This window comes from Roseovarius arcticus, assembly GCF_006125015.1.
GTDB classification, from domain to species: domain Bacteria; phylum Pseudomonadota; class Alphaproteobacteria; order Rhodobacterales; family Rhodobacteraceae; genus Roseovarius; species Roseovarius arcticus.
Genome location: NZ_SZZN01000001.1, coordinates 3764522 through 3783852 on the forward strand (window position 1 = coordinate 3764522; position 19331 = coordinate 3783852).

Below are 19331 nucleotides of genomic sequence, written 5' to 3' on the forward strand. Positions count from 1 at the left end.
GCCATTGAAAAATCGGAGGGTCGGGCAGGGGTCCGGTACGCCTCCAGATAGGAAACGATAGATGTTCAACGAAGTGAAAAAATCAATCCAGTGGGGCGAAGAGACGCTGACACTGGAAACGGGCAAGATTGCCCGCCAAGCAGACGGATCGGTCATCGCCACCTTGGGCGAGACCAGCGTCATGGCCAACGTCACGTTTGCGAAATCGCCCAAGCCGGGCATGGATTTCTTTCCGCTGACGGTCCACTACCAAGAAAAATATTACGCGGCTGGCAAAGTACCAGGCGGCTTTTTCAAGCGCGAAGCGCGCCCGTCCGAAAAAGAGACGCTGACCGCGCGTCTGATCGACCGACCCATCCGCCCGCTTTTTGTCCCCGGTTTCAAGAACGAGACACTGGTGATGTGCACAGTGCTTAGCCACGATCTGGTCAACGATCCTGACATGGTTGCTATGATCGCTGCCTCGGCTGCGCTGACGATTTCCGGTGCGCCCTTCCGCGGGCCGATTGCCGCCTGCCGCGTTGGATTTGAGGATGGCGAGTACATTCTGAACCCGACAGTCGACGATATGCACGACCTCAAGAACAATCCCGATCAGCGTTTGGATCTGGTCGTTGCAGGTACGCAAGACGCCGTGATGATGGTCGAATCCGAAGCCTACGAACTGACCGAAGAAGAAATGCTGGGCGCCGTGAACTTCGCCCATGAGCAGATGCAGCCGGTCATCGGCCTGATCATCGACTTGGCCGAGGATGCTGCCAAAGAGCCTTTCGATTTCCAGCCCGCCGATTATTCGGACCTTTATGCTGCTGTGAAAAAGGCTGGCGAGGACAAAATCCGGGCTGCCTATGCGATCACCGACAAGCAGGAACGCACTGGTGCGGTGTCTGCCGCCAAGGACGAGATCAAGGCATCTCTGTCTGATGAGCAACTGGACGATGCAAACCTCGGCGCGGCGCTGAAGAAGCTGGAAGCCACCGTTCTGCGCGGTGATGTCGTGAAAACCGGCAAGCGGATCGACGGCCGGGCATTGGATACCGTGCGCGAAATCGTCAGCCAGACGGGCCTTCTGCCCCGTACGCATGGCTCGGCGCTGTTCACGCGCGGCGAGACGCAAGGCTTGGTCGTGACCACGCTGGGCACCGGCGACGATGAGCAGTTCATCGACGCGCTGCATGGCAACTTCAAATCCAACTTCCTGCTGCACTACAACTTCCCTCCCTATTCGGTTGGCGAAGCTGGGCGCGTGGGCCCTCCCGGTCGCCGCGAAATCGGCCATGGCAAGTTGGCTTGGCGCGCGCTTCAGGCGGTTCTGCCTGCTGCGACGGATTTCCCGTACACCATTCGCGTTGTGTCTGAGATCACCGAATCGAACGGCTCCAGCTCTATGGCGTCGATTTGCGGTGGTTCACTGTCGATGATGGATGCGGGCGTTCCGCTGAAGGCAGCTGTGGCTGGCGTCGCCATGGGCCTGATCATGGAAGAGGATGGCGAATACGCAATCCTGACTGACATTTTGGGCGACGAGGATCACCTCGGCGACATGGATTTCAAGGTCGCAGGCACCGAAAAGGGCATCACGTCCTTGCAGATGGACATCAAGATTGCAGGCATCACGCCTGACATCATGAAAAAGGCGCTCGCACAGGCCAAGGACGGACGGATTCACATCCTGAACGAGATGTCCAAGGCGCTTACTGGCGCTCAGGATTTCTCAATCCATGCGCCGCGTATCGAGACGATGCAGATTCCCACGGACAAAATCCGCGAAGTCATCGGTTCGGGCGGCAAGGTCATCCGCGAGATCGTCGAAGTGTCGGGTGCCAAAGTCGACATCAACGACGAAGGCGTCATCAAGATTGCATCGCCCAACGCCGAGGCCATCAAGAAGGCCTACGACATGATCTATTCGATCGTGGCCGAGCCCGAAGAAGGCCAGGTCTATGATGGCAAAGTCGTCAAGATCGTCGATTTCGGCGCGTTCGTGAACTTCTTTGGCAAGCGTGACGGCCTCGTGCATGTGAGCCAGATCGAGAACCGCCGCCTGAACCATCCCTCGGATGTGTTGAAGGAAGGCCAAGACGTGAAGGTCAAGCTGCTTGGCTTTGACGATCGCGGCAAGGTGCGTCTGTCGATGAAAGTCGTCAATCAGGAAACCGGCGAAGAAGTCGCGGCTGACGGCGACAGCGACTGATAACTGCCTCTAGGCAGCGAAATGCGAGGGCCCCTGCGGATGCGCCGGGGCCTTTTGCGTTCAGACCGGCAGCGCTGTCGTGTTGCACACCGTTCGCAGGGCAAAGCTGCTTTGCATCTTGGCCACGCCGGGCAGGCGCGTCAGGTATTGCCGATGGATACGGGCGAAATCCTCGGTATTTTCGGCGACAATCTTGAGGATGTAATCCGCCGTCCCAGCGGTCAGGTGACATTCCAGCACGTCGGGGACGCGCGCGACGGCCTTCTCAAACGCCTCCAGCACAGAATCGGCCTGCGCAGATAATGTAATTTCCACAAATATCGTAGCCGAGACGCCCATTTTGCGCGCGTCCAGCAGGGCAACGTAGCCCGCGATATACCCCTCGGTCTCTAGCCGTTGCACCCGGCGGTGGCAGGCGCTGGCGGACAGATTGACCTTATCGGCAAGATCCGCGTTCGAGATGCGACCCTGCTTTTGCAAGACGGTCAGCAGGCGGCGATCCATCGCATCGAGGGACATTCTCGCAAATCCTTTCACGTTTTGGGGTAGTCTATCGAAGAATCTTGCCATGAAAAGCGTTCTGACAGGCGAAATTTCAAACGGATTGCGTAGTGCTTGCCTCATATCTGGATGTATCAACAGGAGAGCCAACAATGAAAATCGGATGCCCCACCGAAATCAAGCCACAGGAATTCCGCGTCGGCATTACGCCCAACGCGGCGCAAGAGGCCGTATCGCACGGCCATGACGTTCTGATCCAGTCTGGCGCCGGGATCGGCTCCGGATTTACCGATGACGACTACACCTCTATCGGCGCCAAGATCATCGACACCGCCGAAGAAGTGTTTGCCACCGCCGACATGATCGTCAAGGTCAAAGAGCCACAGGCAGTTGAGCGCAAGATGCTGCGTGAGGGCCAGTTGTTGTTCACCTATCTGCACCTCGCCCCGGACCCTGACCAGACGCGCGATCTGATTGCGTCAGGCTGCACAGCCATCGCGTATGAGACGGTGACAGACCGCAATGGCGGCCTGCCCCTTCTGGCACCGATGTCCGAGGTCGCCGGGCGCCTTGCGCCGCAGACCGGATCATGGGCGCTGCAAAAGGCCAATGGTGGTAGCGGCGTCCTGATGGGCGGCGTGCCGGGCGTTCGACCTGCAAATGTTGCAGTCATCGGCGGCGGCGTAGTGGGCGCCGCCGCGGCCCGCGTGGCCGTGGGTATGGGCGCGAACGTTACCGTGCTTGATCGGTCGATCGCGCGGCTGTCATATCTGGACGATATTTTTATGGGCCGCCTGACGACGCAATATTCCGACAAGGGCGCCGTTGTGGAGCTGCTGCCGCGCATGGATATGATCGTGGGCGCCGTTCTGATACCCGGTGCCGCCGCGCCTAAGCTGGTTAGCCGCGATCAACTATCGCTCATGAAGCCCGGCTCGGTTCTGGTGGATGTTGCCATCGACCAAGGTGGCTGTTTCGAAACGTCCAAGGCCACGACCCACAAAGACCCGATCTATGAGGTCGATGGTATCGTGCATTACTGCGTCGCCAATATGCCGGGCGCGGTCGCGCGCACATCAACCATCGCACTGGGCAACGCCACGATGCCCTTCATGCTGGCGCTTGCCGATAAGGGCTGGAAGAAGGCTTGCGCGGATGATCCGAACCTCTTGAACGGCCTGAATGTCCATGCCGGGCAGCTGACTTATGAGGCAGTCGGTACTGCACTGGGAATTGACACCGTAGACCCTAAGTCGCTGGTTTGACGCCATGGGGCCGCTGCTATGGCGGTGGCCCTATTGCCAAAATCCCTTGAGGGATACGGACCGGGCAGCTAGACCAAGCGGCAAAGGAGCCGCGCCATGAGCCTCAATACTTTCGGACATATGTTTCGCGTCACGACATGGGGCGAAAGCCATGGGCCTGCGTTGGGCGCGACGGTCGATGGCTGCCCGCCGGGCGTGCCAGTGGACGAGGCGATGCTACAACAGTGGCTGGACAAGCGGCGCCCCGGCCAGAACAAAAATATGACCCAGCGGAATGAGGCTGACGCGGTTCGCATTCTGTCGGGTGTGTTTGAGGGGAAAACCACCGGAACATCCATCCAGTTGATGATTGAGAATACCGATCAGCGCAGCCGTGATTATGGCGACATCGCGAATACGTTTCGGCCCGGTCATGCGGATATCACTTATCACCAGAAGTACGGCCTGCGCGACTATCGTGGCGGCGGGCGTAGCAGCGCACGCGAGACGGCATCGCGGGTGGCGGCGGGCGGTATCGCACGCGCGGCCTTGGGCCAGTTGGTCCCCGAAGTGCAGATCAAGGGCTACATGACGCGCATGGGCGCGATGACGCTGGACCGTGCGGCGTTCGACTGGGACGCGATTGAGGGCAACGATTTTTGGCTACCAGACGCCAATGCCGCGCCCGATTGGGAGGCGTATTTGCAAAAACTGCGCAAGGCCCACAACTCGGTCGGCGCAGTCGTTGAGGTGGTTGCGCGGGGCGTGCCTGCGGGGCTGGGCGCGCCGATCTATGCCAAGCTGGATACCGATCTGGCCGCTGCGATGATGTCGATCAACGCTGTGAAGGGCGTCGAGATCGGTGAGGGGATGGCCGCTGCCGAATTGATGGGCACCGATAACGCTGACGAGATTTTCATGGGCAAGGATGGCCCGGTATACAGCAGTAATCATGCGGGCGGCATCCTTGGCGGTATATCGACAGGGCAAGAGGTCGTCGTGCGCTTTGCGGTCAAACCAACGTCGTCGATCCTTAGCCCGCGTGCATCGATCCGAATGGATGGGACGGCGACAGAGGTGGTGACCAAGGGCCGCCATGATCCTTGTGTCGGCATCCGTGCCGTGCCAGTGGGCGAGGCGATGATGGCTTGCGTTTTGCTGGACCATCTGCTGCTGCATCGCGGGCAGACGGGCTGCATCGGGCCTGTGGGGCGCATCGGCTGACGCGCCCCACATTTGCCGATTGGCAGATTAATCCTTCATGTCGCCGGTCATGTAGATCAGCGTCGGCCCGTCCGCTTTGAACGCCGCCGTGACGGCTTTCTTCAGCTCTCCGAGTGATTTCGGCGCCGTCGCCTCGCAGCCGTACGCCTTGGCCAGCGCGACGAAATCGGGATTGTGGGCGATCACCGAATTGGGTGCGATCTGGGCGGCGACCATGCTGTCCTCGATCTCTTTCAGCTTGCCGTTATCCCACAGCAGAATCGGCAGTGGCTGGCCCAGTTCGACGGCTGTTCCCAGCTCTTGCACGGTGTATTGGAAGCCATAATCGCCCGCGATCACGACCGTCGGCAGGCCGGGCCGGGCGGCCGCGCCCCCGATGCCGGCAGGTAGCGCATAGCCCAGCGTGCCAAAGCCGTAGGGGTGGTGCCAGTGGCCGGGCCGGTCCATATCCCAGAATTCCTTACCGGCATAGGCGAACTGAGTCATGTCCGAGTAGAACATCGTGTCCTCGGGCATCACCTCTTTCAGGGCGTCGCAGATGCGCGCAATGCCGGGCCGTTCGGAATCGGCTTCGGCGCGCCAGCGTTTGCGCGCCTTCGTGACCTCGCCCGCGTCCCATGAGGTTTTAGCACTGTGGCCCTCAATGGCGGCGTTCAGCCCGGTGAAAAAATCATTTGCGTCCATCGGCACCGCGATGCTGCGGGGCTCTTGGCCCAGCACTTCGGGGTCGATGTCGACGCGGATCATCTGGCAGGTATGCTCCAGCTTGGCGCGCCAGAGGTCCGTCTCGGACAGCTCGCTGCCAACAACGATGACCAGATCGGCACTTGCCGCGACCTTTGCCGTCTCAGGTCGGCCCAGATAGCCGCCATAGTGCAGCGGATCGCCTTCGACCGAAATAATGCCCCGCCCCGCGTCAGTCGGGAAGCTGGCAGCCTTGAGCGTTGTTAGCGCGCGGCGTGCCTGCTCGGAGGCGCGGACGGCCCCGCCGCCCAGGATAAAGAGCGGGCGATTTGCCGCCATGATCTGGCCTGCGATGCCGTCGGGCAGGACGTGGCGCACCGGCTTCACGCTGGGCGGCGCATCGGGTGCGGCGACGGCCTCACCCTCAAGCGCGGCGATCGGCACCTGAATATGCTTGGTCCGTGCGCGCTTTGTCTGGAATTCGGTCAGCGCACGGTCGATCAGGGTGTAGGCGGCGGCCGCTGTATTTGCGGTGTAGGACCAGTCTGACACGCATCCGCCTGCCGCCTGCTGATCCAGCATCTGGTGCAATTGGCCGCGCGTTGCCGCCGTATCGTCAAGGCACGAGGACAGCACGAGGATCGGCACGCTATCAGAGTAGGCCTGCCCCATCGGGGTCATGGTGTTACAAAGGCCCGGCCCTGTAATCACATAGGCGATGCCCGGCTTGCCACTGGCGCGCGCATAGCCGTCGGCCATGAAGCCTGCGCCCTGTTCGTGCCGCGCCAGAAGGTGGCGGATGCCTGCCTCTTCGATGCCGCGGTACATTTCCTGGTTATGCACGCCGGGGATGCCAAAAATGGTGTCGACACCCCGTGATTTCAGCATATGCGAGATTTGAGCGCCCAAGGGGCGGGTTCGGGATGTATCAGGCATCAGATTCTCCAGAATGTTACGGTAAATATGGCATAAACGACAAGCAGCTCCAAGCGGCCGATCAGCATGGCAGCCGTCAAGATCCATTTCGCCGTGTCATTCAGCGTGACAAAGTTGCCCGAGGGGCCAATGACGTCGCCAAGTCCGGGTCCGATATTTCCCAGCGCGGTTGCGGCGCCCGAAAGTGCGGTGGTGAAATCGAGGCCAGTCATGCCCAGCAGGACTGCGATCAGGCCGAGGCTGACGGTAAAGAAAACAAAGAACGACATGACGGAGTTTAACACGTCGTCACCGACTGCCTTGCCGGAATAGCGCGGCGTGAAGACGCCATGCGGCGTGCGAATCCGGGCCAGTTGTACGCGGATTGACGCAAACAGCAGTTGGTAGCGAAAAATCTTGATGGAGCAGGCGGTCGATCCGGCGCAGCCACCGATCAGCCCGGTAAAGAAGAAGATTGCGACGGCGAACGGCCCCCACAACATATAATCCTCGCTGGCGTAGCCGGTGCCGGTGATGATCGACACCACGTTGAACAGCACCTCGCGAAACGTCTCTTCGGTGAAGTGCGCGCGTTGGACGAATTGCCAGGCGGTCAGCACGCCGACGATGGACGAAATCGTGATGAAAAAGCCGCGCACTTGCGGATCGCGCAGCAGTGGCTTTGCCGTCCCTGATATCATTTGCACGTACCGCACGAAGGGCAGCGCCGACAGAATCATGAAAATGACTGCGACATATTCTGCCGATTTATGAAGCTCGCCAAAGGAGGTGTCGTAATTTGACATGCCGCCTGTCGACACGGTTGTCATGGCATGCACCGTGGCGTCAAAAGCGTTCATGCCGGTTGCGACGTAGGACATGATGCAGGCCAGCGTCATGGCGAGATAAATTACCGATATACGGCTGGCGATCTCAGTGGCGCGGGGCAGGATCTTGCCCATTGTGTCAAAGGCTTCGGCCTTGAAAATCTGCATGCCGCCGACGCGCAATTCTGGCAGGAACACCATGGCGACGACGATGATACCGACCCCGCCCAGCCATTGTGTGATGCCGCGCCACAGCAGCAGCCCCTTGGGTAGCGTATCCAGCCCCTCAATCACCGTCGATCCGGTGGTCGTGAGGCCCGACATCGCCTCAAACACGGCATCGGTAAAATCGAGGCCAGTTGCGCCCAGCATGAACGGCAGCGCACCGAAAAGAGGCAGCACAACCCAGACCCCGGTGGTCAAAAGGAATGTCTGGCGAATGGTTAGCCCCTCGCCCACACCGTTGCGGCAGGCGCCGGCAACAAGGCCGCCGATCATGATGGTCAGGATCGAGGTTTGTGCGAAAACGTGCCAGTGGCCGCGCCCCTCGGCAATATCCACGACAAGCGGCAGCAACATGGCCAGCCCCAGCGCCATGGCCAACAGGCCGACAACATATCCCACCGGGCGCAGATCTAACATCAGGGGAGGGTTGGCCCGCCCTTTGCCTGCTGTCAAGCAGGATCAGGCCAAAAATACTTCCAGCCTCAGACTGTAAGTGGCCCGCTGCGATAGCGAAAGACGCCGCTGGCGGTGGCTGCAACGACGCCGGTCTCATCGGTGATCTGTGCCTCAGCAAAGTAGGTCTTGCGGCCGCCACCTGTGCGCCGGCCCGTGGCGATGATGCGCGTGCCTTGCAACTGGGCCAGATAGTTTACCGTGATCGATAGGGTCAGCGCGTCCTGCTTTGACCCTTTGTCGCCCGTGTAGCAGCCCGCATATCCCATAGCCGTGTCCAGCATCAGCGCGTGAACGCCGCCGTGGAGCAGCCCTTGGCGGTTGTGCAGTTGTGGCGCGAAATCCAGCTCAACTCGCGCGTAATCGCGTGACCACTCGGTCAGTTTGTATCCTAAATGGATTTGCAAGCCGGATGGTGCCTCCAGCAGGGAGGGGTCAATGGGGGCGTCGGTCATGGTCAGGGCCTTTCGTAGCGGTGCGTACTGATTGGTGCCACAATCAGGCGCAGGCCGCAATCGGGCCGGCCTTGACCTTGGGCCGGGTTAGGGCGCATTTAGCCCTCATCAGCCTAACCCCGGAGCCAGCCCATGACATTCGACCGCAAGATCAGGATCGCGCCGTCGATCCTCTCTGCCGATTTCGCCAATTTCGGACAGGAGATCCGCGCAATTGAGGCCGAGGGATGCGACTGGGTGCATGTCGATGTGATGGACGGGCATTTCGTGCCAAACCTCACGTTCGGCCCGCCTCTGCTCAAGGCGATCCGCCCGCATATTCAGACCGTCATGGACGTGCATCTGATGATCTTGCCCGTCGATGCGTATATTGACGCCTACGCAGATGCGGGCGCCGACGTCCTGACCGCGCATCTGGAGGCGGGGCCGCATATCCACCGCACGCTTCAGGCTATTCGCGGGGCGGGTTGCAAGGCCGGACTGGCGTTGAATCCCGGCACAGGGCTGGACGCGGTGCCGCACCTGCTGGACATGATAGACCTCGTATGCGTGATGACAGTAAATCCCGGCTTTGGCGGGCAGAAATTCATCCACAGCCAGATCGAAAAGGTCCGCTCCTTGCGCGCCATGATCGGCGACCGGCCCATCCATATCGAGATTGACGGCGGCATGACGCCCGAAACCGCGCCTTTGATGGCCGAGGCGGGCGCGGATGTGTTCGTCGCCGGATCAGGCGTGTTCAAGGGCGGCAGCGTGGATGACCCTGCGCCTTACGGCGAGAATATTCGGGCTATCCGTGCAGCGGCCGAGGGCGCGCTGGCTTAGGCTGCGTCAATCTAGTCGGATGTTCACCCGCGCGCTACGGCCCAGTGCGTCAATCACTGATATCTGGCTGAAGCCTGCGCCTAGCCCCATGATGTTCGCCTGCGGCACCCGCACGCCTGTCAGCAGCGGCTGGCCGTTTGCCATCCATGTATAAGGCGGCGTACCACCGCGCACTTTGACCGGCAGGCCCGGCACGGCGCTGGCAAAGCGCGCGCCGTCGGGTGGAAAAATCAGCTCGGGCGCACTGGGGTCCTTGGCGAATATGGCGTTTCGCCCGGTAAAGCGGCGCAAAGGCTGCGGCAGTTCGGCGGTGGACACGATCAGCGTCTCTGGCGGGGGGGCGGGCAGCGGATCGGGCTGCGGTTTTAGCCTTTGGAACGCCTCAAATAGGATGGGCGCCGCCAGATCGCCGCCGAATGCGCCCGGCACCGGCGTGCCGTCGGGCCGCCCGATCCATACGCCGGCCACATGCGCGCCGTCATAGCCGAGCGCCCACGCGTCGCGGTGGCCATAAGAGGTGCCCGTCTTGTAGGCGAGCGCGCGGCTGGGCGCATTCTGCGGCGGCGCGAGGCCCGATAGGATATCGCCCACTTGCCAAGCGGCTGATGCGCTGAGGATGCGGGTGGGTACAGGTGCGCCGCCGCCTTGCCGCCAGCGCAGCGGGATCGCATCACCGCCGCGCGGTAGGGCCGCATAAAGCTGCACCATATCCGTTAGCGTAACGCCGACACCGCCCAGCGCGATGGCAAGCCCGGCATGATCGCCGGGCAACTGCGCGTCCATCCCGGCGCGGCGCATGACGTCCATCAGGTGGGCCGGGCCAATCTCGTCCATCAGCCGCACCACAGGGATGTTCAACGATTGGCGCAGCGCGTCTGCCACAGTCACCTCGCCGCGAAAATGGCCGTCGAAATTTTGCGGCGCGTAATCGCCAAAGCGGACGGGCGAATCGTCAATCAGCGTTTGTGGATGCGCGAGGCCGCGATCGAATGCCATGGCATATATCACCGGCTTGAGCGTCGATCCGGGTGAGCGCAGCGCCTGTGTCATATCGACGAAGCCCTGCCGCGCGCCATTGTCAAACCCAGCCGAGCCGACAGAGGCAAGGATGTCGCCGCTGCGATGATCAGCGAGCACGATGGCGACCGACACCGCGCCGGGCAGGCCGCGCACCGCGCGTGCGGCCAGCGTTTCCAACTGGGCCTGTAGGCCGGCGTCGATGGTTAGGTCGTGGCGCAGCGTAGCGGGCGCGTCTGCTATGGCACGGTCTGCCAGATGCGGGGCAAGCGCGGGGAATGGGCGCCGCGCGGTCGGCACCGGGTCCAGCTTGGCGGCGCTCGCGGCCTCAGCGCTCAGCACGCCTTGCTGCGTCATGCGGTCCAGCACGCGGTCGCGGGCGGCGCGTGCTGCGGCGCGGTGGCGATCCGGGCGGCGCGCCTCGGGCGATTGAGGCAGGGCGACCAGCAGCGCCGCCTCGGCGGGGGTCAGGCGTGCAGGCTCCTTGCCGAACCACGACAGAGTAGCGGCGCGAATACCCTCGATATTGCCGCCATAGGGTGCACGGGTCAGGTAGATTTTCAGGATCTGGTACTTGGTTAGCCGCCGCTCCAGCGCCAATGCCAGCCTGACTTGCCGTAGCTTGCCCGCCCATTGCCCGGTGCTGCCATCCTCCATCAGGCGCGCGACTTGCATCGTCAGCGTTGAGCCGCCTGATACGATGCCGCCACTGCGCACGGCCTGCAGTGCGGCGCGTGCAAACGCGCGCAGATCGACACCGGAATGGCTGAGATAGCGGCGATCCTCATAGGCGATCAGCATATCGGTAAATGCAGCATCCACGCGCCCCGGCTCTAGCCGCCAGCGGCCATCGGCAACTGTGTAGATGCGCAAGGTTTGCCCATTGCGGTCCAGCACCTCGGCCCCGGTCGAGGTAAGCATCGCGGGTAGGGGGGTCGCCGCGATCCAGCGGTCCAGCGCATCGCGACCGCCGCCCGCAAGGACCAGCGTCAGAGCGAGCGCAAAGAGCCAGCGATGCGCGCGCATATCCCTACTCGGTCACAGTCAACTGGCCGGTATCCGTGTGGGCGCGGTACTGAGGCCGATACATATCCTCGACCGTGGCGGCGGGGTGGTGATAGCTGCCGGGTGACACGGCGCGCACGATATAAGCAAGGCGAAATGCCTCGTCCTCGCGCCAGTCCACGGCGGCTATGAACCTGTCCGAGCGGAATTCGGTGTGCTGCGCATATGCCGTTTTCAGCCAGTCGAGCGAGCGCACGTCGCCCGACCGCAAGAGGTTCGGGTTGTCGATCTCAAGCCCTGCCGGCAGCGGATCGTCGATGATTAGCCGCGCCTCGCCGTCCTCAAACGGTGTGATGGTCAGAACCGCGACCAACCGCGCGCCCGACGCAACACTTCCCAGTTCAGCGGAATTGCCGTCCATGTCGTAATAGCTGCGCTCAATCCGGTATCCATAGCCATCTGCCGGGCCGGGCACTTGTGGCACACCAAAGGTGGTCAGCGTGATGTCAGTGCTGGTGCTTGCGGTATTCTCAATCCGTTGTGGCACCAGAGTCTGTGCCGCGACCTTGCGGATGAACGGGCCGGTGACAGGCTCGCCATTGAGGGTCAAACCCTGCGAGGACGCATCCTTGATCAGGGCATTTGCAGCCAAAAGACTCCACGCCTCTTCTTGGGTGGACATGTGCGGGCCTTCGGTATTCAGGCGGCGGGCCAACTCATTGGTGTCGCCCACCTCGCTGCCTGCCTCTACCAGCAGGGCTAGTACGCCCGCGCGATCGCGTGCGGCGGTGCCATAGTCCGAGCGCCATACATGACGCTCGTCCGTATCGCGTGCGCTGCTGTCCAGCGCTGCGCGGAACATGCGATCGGCGCGTGACGGGTCCCCGTAGGACGCTAGCGCCGCGCCCAGTTGCGCCTGTGCAAGCGGCGTGGCGAAATCGCCCGCTTTGACGTCGGCGTAGTAGCGCAAATCGCCCATCGCGGCGGCGCCTTCGCGGGCGAGGACCATCAGCGCATAGGCAATATCCTCACCACCGTTATCGAAATCGGGGGCGTAGTTCACGCGGTTGCGCAGGTTGTCCATTGCCATGGTAAAGGCGTGGTCCGGCACGTCGAACCCTTCGGTGCGGGCGCGCGACAGGAAGTCAGCGACATAGGCATCCAGCCAAAAATCACCCGATTCTGCCTGCCAGAGGCCGAACGCGCCGCTGGAGGTCTGCCGCGTCAGCACGCGGGCGACGGCCTGCTCGATGCGCTGTTTAATGGCTGCATCGCCTCCTAGGCCAAGGGCAGAGGCGACCTGATTGAAATAGAGCAGCGGCAGCGCGCGCGATGTCGTCTGTTCGGTGCAGCCGTAGGGGTAGCGATCCAACGATTGCAGCAGCCCCGCCACGTTTAGCCGCGCCAGCGCGCCGGCCGACATCACAGCCTCGCCCGTACCGGGGCGATAGTCGGCAAAGACATCATCCGTCAGCGTGAACGTATCGCCTGCCGCCAGCTCAAATCGGCGGGTTTCGGACACAGCCGGATCGTTGGCGCGCACGGGCAGGGTCAGTGATTTGATCAGTTGTTTGCCGTCCGGCGTCGTCATGGCGATGCGGATCTGATAATCGCCCACCTCCCCTGCAGTGACGGGCAGGCGGAACGTCTTCTTTTGCCGCTCAGCCAAATCAAAGCCTGAGGGCGCGCCATCAAGCGTTAGTCCGGGCGCTGTTATGTCCATCCCGATGCGGCCTGCCGGGCCGGCGGCATGGACAATCTCTAACAGCATAGAGCTACGATCACCCGGCGCGAGGAAGCGGGGCACCGATGCGGTCAGCACTACGGGATCGCGCACCAGCACGTCGCGGTCTGCTTGGCCGACACCTCGCGCGCTCCATGCGATGGCCATCAGCCGGACGGTGCCGTTGAAATCGGGGATGTCGAACTGCGCCTCTGCCGTTCCATCAGTGGCGACTGTGATAGGCCCGGTGAAGTAGGCAACCAGATCCTCGGTCGGGGGTGGCGACTTGCGCTGCATCCCGCTGCCTGCATCCCCGCCTGATCGGACGCGCCCCTCGGCGCCGTCCATCGCGTCGATGAGGCGGCCATAGATGTCACGAATTTCTACCCCCAGGCGGCGCTGGCCGAAGTAGTGATCTGACGGATTGGGGCTGTCAAAGCCAGTCAGGTTCAGGATGCCGACGTCGACAGCCGCAAGCGTGACGTAGCCTGTCTCGCGCTCCAGCCCGTCCACCTTGACGGTGGCGTTCAGCGGTCCGCGCGGATCGGACGCGTCAGATGTGTCGATAGTCACCGCAAGTTGGCGCGCGCCCGGGTCGATCTTGGCGTAGGCCAGCCCCAATGAGCGCGCCGGGTTCTGCCCGGCGGCCACATCCATCGGCCGGATGACCTGAGCGGTGACGTATGCCCCTGCGCCCCAGTCGCCTGTGACTTCGACGGGGATGATATTCTCGCCCTCCGTGACTTCGACGGCCTGCTGCGAGATGACGCGGTTCGACATAACGGTGACCAGCGCGGTGCCAGCATAGCGTGGGACGATGCGCAAGCGGGCGGTGTCGCCGGGGGTGTAGGCCTCGGCGTCCAGCGACAATTCCAGCGTGTCGGGTGTCTGGCTGCTATCGGCGGGCGCATACCAGCCGGCATAGAAATCGGTAGAGGACGCGGTGTAGGAGCCATCCGTACGCTCTACCACGAGCTCGTATTGGCCCCACTCAACGGGCGCCGTGATGGTGAGGGGTGCGTCGCCGAGCATCCCGTCCCCGCTGGCGATGCGGGTGCGGGTGACAATCGGCTCCCAATTCCAGTCGCCATATTGGCGGTACCACTGATAACGGGTGTTAACGCGGTTTAGCGTCCAATTGATGGCCATAGCAGTGCGGGCCAGGTCCGGCGCAATGGCGATCACGTCAAAGCGTGCCTCACCGCCCTCCTGCACCACACCGTCCGACGCGGGCTTGATCCCGATGACGGGAGCGGCGGGGGCGACAGTGCGGGTGATCTGCCGCTCAACCGGGCGGCCCGACCCTTCGCGCAGGCGCACTACGGCGGTGGCAGTATAGGGGCGATCCTCGCCCAGATCCTCGGGCATCTCCAAGGGTAGAGACAACGTGCCGTCCGCCGCAGTTGTCCTCGCGTCCAAAACCGAAACGCGCGGACCCACCGTGCTGTCATAGCGGCCAAAGAGGTAGCCCGGGAAGGCGTCCAGGTTTCGCGCCGGACGCAGCACCAGCTCGCCCTCGGATTTCAGGCCGCCGCCGGGCGCGCCAAAGAGGTATTTCGCCGCGACCTGAACAGGCGCAGGGGCATCGGCGCTCAGCGTGCCTTCGGGTAGGGTCAGGGTAAAATCTATCCGCTCGGGCAGGAAATCCTCGACCAGCACTTGGGTCGAGGCCAGCGCGGGGGCGTCCAGGTCGGCCTTGATATCTAGCGTCCACGTGCCGCGGGGTGCAGTGTCACCTATCGCCAGATTGAACACATGACCGCCAGCCGCACCATCCGGCGACAGCGCGCGCGTATATTCCACGCCATCAGGGCGCGTCAGGATCGCGGTGAGGGGCAGTCCGGCGGTGGCATCTGCGCGATCGTCGCGCGCCAGTGCGGTGGCTTGGATCACCTCGCCCGCGCGATACGCGCCGCGATCGGTGGCGAGAAAGACATCGACGGGCGGCGCAGGCGCGCGGCCTTCAACGCCGCGATCTGACAGATCGAACGCAGGATCGGTCAATGACAGGAACGCTGCATCTTCGTCGCCGCGTTTCGCGATCACCAGCGCGGGGGCTGCGCCGCCCGTGCCACGTGTGAGGCCAGCTTCGAATCGGAGGTTCCCCTCGGCGTCAGTCATTGCCGTGCCGAGCACCGCGTTCGCGCGCGACAGCAGCGTCACCTCGACCCCCTCCAGCGCATCCGCGCTGGCAAGGCTGCGCGCCGACACGTGCAGGCCGTCATTGCCCATAAACGTCGTCAGGCCCAGATCGGTCAGCACAAACCATTGAGTCGCGCCGGCGTCGTCATAGGTATCCACACCCTCAATGCTGGCCGTCAGGGTGTAGATGCCGGTGGGCTGGTCGCTGAGCACGTCGCCCAGCGGCAGGCGCGTGGTCATGTTGCGGTTCAGCTCGTTTTGCACCTCGCCCACGCCGGTCCAGACATCCTGGGCGATGTTTTCCGAAAAGTCGTTTAGCGAATAGCCGTCCAGCGGGCGGCCAAAGTATCCGTCCTGAATGGCGCGCAAGAGGTTGCGGTCACTCACCCGGCGCAGGCTAAGCTGCACGGTGTCCAGATTCACAGTTTCGACCGGCAGGGCGGCATCCGCAGCGCGCGGCAGCACGTAGGCGCGACCCGGAAATGCGACATTAGGCGCGCGGTCGCGCACATACGCGGTTATTGCGATATCTTTCGCAAGCGTCTGGCCATCGGCGGCAGGCAGGCCCTTGCGGAAAGTGATCGTGTATCGCTCTCCATGCTTGACGCCGTCAATGCAGATTTGCCGCTGCTCTGGCTGCACCACGAGGCCGGGATCGGGCAGGCGCACGAAGGGCGCATAGTCTGTGCCTGCGACGATTAGATCCTCAGAGAATTCGGCGCAGATGCGCGGTGCGGCGGTGTCGGCGTCCGTGCTGTTATCGGTCACGCGAAAGCCATACTTTGCGACGGCTGCATCCAGCTTGGTAGTGACATCCTCGCGCGGTTGAATTTCGCTGGCAAGTCGCAGCGCCTGCACCATGTCGCGGCCCCGTTCGGCGCGCTCTAGCGCATCGGCCATGACCAGTAGCGCATTGACGCGTGCGCCATCTGAGGGGGCGCGCAGATAGGCGTTGGTGGCTGCGCTGATCGCTTGCGCCACATACGTACTCTGATCCTCGTTGATGCGCAGCGACAGGCGGGCGTAATCTGTCCAATGCTCGGCGAAATCGCCGGTGGCGACGGCGGCGCCGGTCCAGCGCATGGCATTGACGATATCGCCCGTAGCCTCGCGGTCCTGCGCGGCTGTGATCATCGCCTCAACGGACCAGGCGCCTCCGGAATGGACGCGCCCGATCTTGGCGGCCTGCTCGTACGCGGTGCTCAGCGCGGCGTTGCCTAGAAAACTCAGTTCGTTTGCGCGATCCTGTGAGGCGGCCAAAATCTGCGGGTTGGCGGCGACGATACGGCCCGAATAGGCCCCCTCAAACGGTTGCTCTTCGCTGACGCTGCTCTTGGGAAAGCAAGAGTTTGACTTGGAATTATAGGTAAAGGCGCGGCAATCGGGATAGCCGAGGCACGCATTTTGGCAGGCCTCATAGGTGGTATCAAAGATGGCGGTCAGGTCAGCGCCGTAGAAGTCCACATCGGCGGTGATGATCGCGCGCCGCTCAGGGACGGCCGATTGTGCGGCCGCTTGTGCGGCGAAGCCAATGACAAACAGCGATAAAATGACGTGACGCAGCATCGGAGCCTCCTGAGCATGACCGCATCATCGTGGCATGAGGCCGGCGGCGGGGCAATGATTCACGCGCACAGATTAAGCTGTTGTTCACCTCAATCCGCCAAAGTCACGGCACTTCGTTTGGAACGACGCGGCAGGGAATCGGCATGACGCTCGCCAATAAGCTGGCACAAGAAAGGCGCGCGCGCCTTGGGGCAGAGCGTCTGCTAGAGCAAAAGCAGGCCGAACTGCATGCGGCCAACCGCAAGTTGGGCAAACATGCACGTGCCCTGTCGGACGAAATCGTCGTCACCCGCGCCAAGGTGCAGACCGTCGAGGATGAAAATCAGCGGGTCAAATCGGACCTGCACGTCGCCAACGAAAAGGTGCAGGTGGCCGAGAGGCGCCTCTGGCACTCGATCGAAACAATCCAGGACGGCTTTGCCTTTTTTGACGATAGCGGGCGCATGATCGCCGCCAACCCGGCTTATATGTCGGTGTTCGATGGGCTGGACCTGATCGAGCCCGGAATCAGCTATGTCGAGATCCTGCAACTGGCCACCGAGGAGGGTATCGTCGATATTGGCGACGAGACCCCTGCAGAGTGGCGCGAGTCGATGCTGGACCGCTGGCAAAGCAACGACCCCGAGCCGACAGTGATCCGTCTGTGGAGCGGCGAATACATCAAGCTGATCGACCAGCGCGGCCACGGCGGGGATGTAGTTAGTCTGGCGTTGAACATCACCGAGACGATCCGCTACGAAGAGCGGTTGAAGGATGCCCGCGCCCGCGCGGAGGATGCCAGCCGGGCGAAGTCGTCCTTTCTCGCCAATATGAGCCACGAGATTCGCACGCCGATGAACGGCGTCGTCGGCATGGCCGATCTGCTCAAAGATACCGAGCTGAGCGAAGAACAGCGCCTATACGCCGACACGATCAAGAATTCAGGCGAGGCGCTGCTAGTCATCATCAACGACGTGCTGGATTATTCAAAAATTGAGGCCAAAAAGCTGGTGCTGAAGCCCGAGTCATTTGATTTGGAGCGCTGCATCCACGAGCTAATCATGCTGATGCTGCCCAAGGCGCGCGATCAGGGGTTAGAAATTCTGCTGGATTACGACTTGTTCCTGCCGACGCAGTTCATCGGCGATCCGGGCCGCCTGCGGCAAATACTGACCAATCTGATGGGTAACGCCGTCAAGTTTACCGAAACCGGCCAAGTCCTGATCCGCGTCACGGGTATAGTGGGAACCGACGGCACGGCGCAGGTGCACATCTCGGTTGAGGATACGGGCATCGGCATCCCCGAGGATAAGGTCGATCACGTCTTTGGCGAGTTCAATCAGGTCGATGATGAGCATAACCGCCGCTTCGAGGGGACCGGCCTTGGCCTTGCTATTTCGCAGCAGTTGGTGCGGATGATGGGCGGGCGCATCTGGGTGGAAAGCGTACTGGGCACCGGCTCAACCTTTGGGCTAAAGCTAACGCTGCCAATGGTAGATGAGGGCGAGGACCCCGGCCCCATCGACACTGGCGATCTGCGCCGGGTGATGGTGGTCGACGCAAATGACGCGAACCGTCTGATCATGGAAAAAAGGCTGAAATTGCTGGGGCTCAAAACAGTGTGCTGCGCATCGGGCGACGCCGCGCTGGCGCAGATGGACGGCACTGTCGATCTGGTTCTGACCGATCACGAAATGCCCGGCATGGACGGGCTGGAATTGGCCGAGGCGTTGCGCGCGGGCGGGCACGGTGCACCGATTATCCTGCTGAGCGGCAATACAGGGTATGCAGCGCAAGACCCGGCGCGCGCCCTCGTGCACGCGGTTTTGCAAAAACCTGTCGCACGCCGCGATCTGTGTGCTGTGCTGAAATCCCTTAGCGCCGTTGAGATGCCTGACGGCGAGGCGCCGCAGACATCCGAGCCGGAAACTGCGATCCGTGCGCTGCGGGTGCTGGCCGCCGAAGACAACAAGACGAACCGTCTGGTCTTTAGCAAGATGGTCGGCTCTTTGGATATTGATCTGGTATTTGCCGAAAATGGGGTGGAGGCGGTCGAGTTATACCAGTCTTTTGCGCCGGACATCGTTTTTATTGATATCTCAATGCCCCTGATGGACGGCAAGGAGGCGACCGGGCGCATTCGCGACTTGGAAAAGGCCAGCGGCGCGCATGTGCCGGTGGTGGCGATGACGGCGCACGCCATGGACGGCGACGATACCGACATTCTCGCAGCCGGCCTCGATCATTACCTGACCAAGCCGCTACGAAAGGCCGCGATTCACGAACGCATTATGGATGCCTGTCCGCCGGATGTGCGCCCGCCGGTTGCACCTGTTGCAGAGGCGGGCTAAC

Annotated in this window: 11 protein-coding genes; 5 read left to right on the forward strand and 6 right to left on the reverse strand. The window is 62.2% G+C overall.

Annotation, left to right across the window (positions count from 1 at the left end; genetic code table 11):
• Positions 1-61: 61 nt before the first annotated feature.
• The gene (gene pnp / locus MK6180000_RS18040) at positions 62-2194 is read left to right on the forward strand and encodes a polyribonucleotide nucleotidyltransferase (RefSeq protein WP_138936009.1); all 2133 of its coding nucleotides are present in this window, start codon (positions 62-64) and stop codon (positions 2192-2194) included.
• A gap of 60 nt (positions 2195-2254) precedes the next feature.
• Here the strand turns inward: pnp and MK6180000_RS18045 are convergent, their stop codons facing one another.
• Positions 2255-2713, reverse strand: a complete 459-nt coding sequence (locus MK6180000_RS18045) for an Lrp/AsnC family transcriptional regulator (RefSeq protein WP_138936010.1) — start codon at positions 2711-2713, stop codon at positions 2255-2257.
• A gap of 134 nt (positions 2714-2847) precedes the next feature.
• Between MK6180000_RS18045 and ald the strand changes: the two genes are divergently transcribed.
• Both ald and aroC read left to right on the forward strand, forming a co-directional pair.
• The gene (gene ald, locus MK6180000_RS18050) at positions 2848-3960 is read left to right on the forward strand and encodes an alanine dehydrogenase (RefSeq protein WP_138936011.1); all 1113 of its coding nucleotides are present in this window, start codon (positions 2848-2850) and stop codon (positions 3958-3960) included.
• A gap of 96 nt (positions 3961-4056) precedes the next feature.
• Positions 4057-5163 carry a chorismate synthase gene (aroC, locus tag MK6180000_RS18055; RefSeq protein WP_138936012.1) on the forward strand — a complete coding sequence of 369 codons (1107 nt, stop codon included), beginning with the start codon at positions 4057-4059 and terminating at the stop codon, positions 5161-5163.
• A 27-nt stretch (positions 5164-5190) separates the two neighbouring features.
• Here aroC and MK6180000_RS18060 read toward each other — a convergent pair whose 3' ends face one another.
• The 3 genes from MK6180000_RS18060 to MK6180000_RS18070 all read right to left on the reverse strand — a co-directional run bounded on the left by MK6180000_RS18060 (position 5191) and on the right by MK6180000_RS18070 (position 8722).
• Positions 5191-6783: a thiamine pyrophosphate-binding protein gene (locus MK6180000_RS18060; protein WP_138936013.1), complete on the reverse strand. Its 1593-nt coding sequence runs from the start codon at positions 6781-6783 to the stop codon at positions 5191-5193.
• A complete protein-coding gene (locus MK6180000_RS18065) occupies positions 6783-8231 on the reverse strand; it encodes a TrkH family potassium uptake protein (RefSeq protein ID WP_138936014.1) in 1449 nt (482 codons plus the stop codon). Before MK6180000_RS18065 ends, MK6180000_RS18060 begins: the two co-directional genes overlap by 1 nt.
• A gap of 65 nt (positions 8232-8296) precedes the next feature.
• Entirely contained in the window at positions 8297-8722 is a 426-nt protein-coding gene (locus tag MK6180000_RS18070; RefSeq protein WP_138936015.1) for a PaaI family thioesterase, read from the reverse strand.
• A gap of 132 nt (positions 8723-8854) precedes the next feature.
• On the opposite strand from MK6180000_RS18070, the gene rpe reads away from it, so the two are divergent.
• A complete protein-coding gene (gene rpe, locus MK6180000_RS18075; RefSeq protein ID WP_138936016.1) occupies positions 8855-9547 on the forward strand; it encodes a ribulose-phosphate 3-epimerase in 693 nt (230 codons plus the stop codon).
• 6 nt (positions 9548-9553) lie between these two features.
• Here rpe and pbpC read toward each other — a convergent pair whose 3' ends face one another.
• Both pbpC and MK6180000_RS18085 read right to left on the reverse strand, forming a co-directional pair.
• Entirely contained in the window at positions 9554-11590 is a 2037-nt protein-coding gene (gene pbpC / locus MK6180000_RS18080) for a penicillin-binding protein 1C (RefSeq protein ID WP_138936017.1), read from the reverse strand.
• 4 nt (positions 11591-11594) lie between these two features.
• A complete protein-coding gene (locus tag MK6180000_RS18085; RefSeq protein WP_138936018.1) occupies positions 11595-17000 on the reverse strand; it encodes an alpha-2-macroglobulin family protein in 5406 nt (1801 codons plus the stop codon).
• 143 nt (positions 17001-17143) lie between these two features.
• On the opposite strand from MK6180000_RS18085, the gene MK6180000_RS18090 reads away from it, so the two are divergent.
• Positions 17144-19330: a response regulator gene (locus MK6180000_RS18090; protein ID WP_138936019.1), complete on the forward strand. Its 2187-nt coding sequence runs from the start codon at positions 17144-17146 to the stop codon at positions 19328-19330.
• Position 19331 lies beyond the last annotated feature (1 nt).

Bases quoted from the DNA above. Each gene is read 5' to 3' on its own strand.
- MK6180000_RS18070 (WP_138936015.1), bottom strand. From the start codon at position 8,722: ATGACCGACGCCCCCATTGACCCCTCCCTGCTGGAGGCACCATCCGGC.
- ald (WP_138936011.1), top strand. From the start codon at position 2,848: ATGAAAATCGGATGCCCCACCGAAATCAAGCCACAGGAATTCCGCGTC.
- MK6180000_RS18085 (WP_138936018.1), bottom strand. From the start codon at position 17,000: ATGCTGCGTCACGTCATTTTATCGCTGTTTGTCATTGGCTTCGCCGCA.
- aroC (WP_138936012.1), top strand. From the start codon at position 4,057: ATGAGCCTCAATACTTTCGGACATATGTTTCGCGTCACGACATGGGGC.
- rpe (WP_138936016.1), top strand. From the start codon at position 8,855: ATGACATTCGACCGCAAGATCAGGATCGCGCCGTCGATCCTCTCTGCC.
- pnp (WP_138936009.1), top strand. From the start codon at position 62: ATGTTCAACGAAGTGAAAAAATCAATCCAGTGGGGCGAAGAGACGCTG.
- MK6180000_RS18065 (WP_138936014.1), bottom strand. From the start codon at position 8,231: ATGTTAGATCTGCGCCCGGTGGGATATGTTGTCGGCCTGTTGGCCATG.
- MK6180000_RS18060 (WP_138936013.1), bottom strand. From the start codon at position 6,783: ATGCCTGATACATCCCGAACCCGCCCCTTGGGCGCTCAAATCTCGCAT.
- pbpC (WP_138936017.1), bottom strand. From the start codon at position 11,590: ATGCGCGCGCATCGCTGGCTCTTTGCGCTCGCTCTGACGCTGGTCCTT.
- MK6180000_RS18045 (WP_138936010.1), bottom strand. From the start codon at position 2,713: ATGTCCCTCGATGCGATGGATCGCCGCCTGCTGACCGTCTTGCAAAAG.
- MK6180000_RS18090 (WP_138936019.1), top strand. From the start codon at position 17,144: ATGACGCTCGCCAATAAGCTGGCACAAGAAAGGCGCGCGCGCCTTGGG.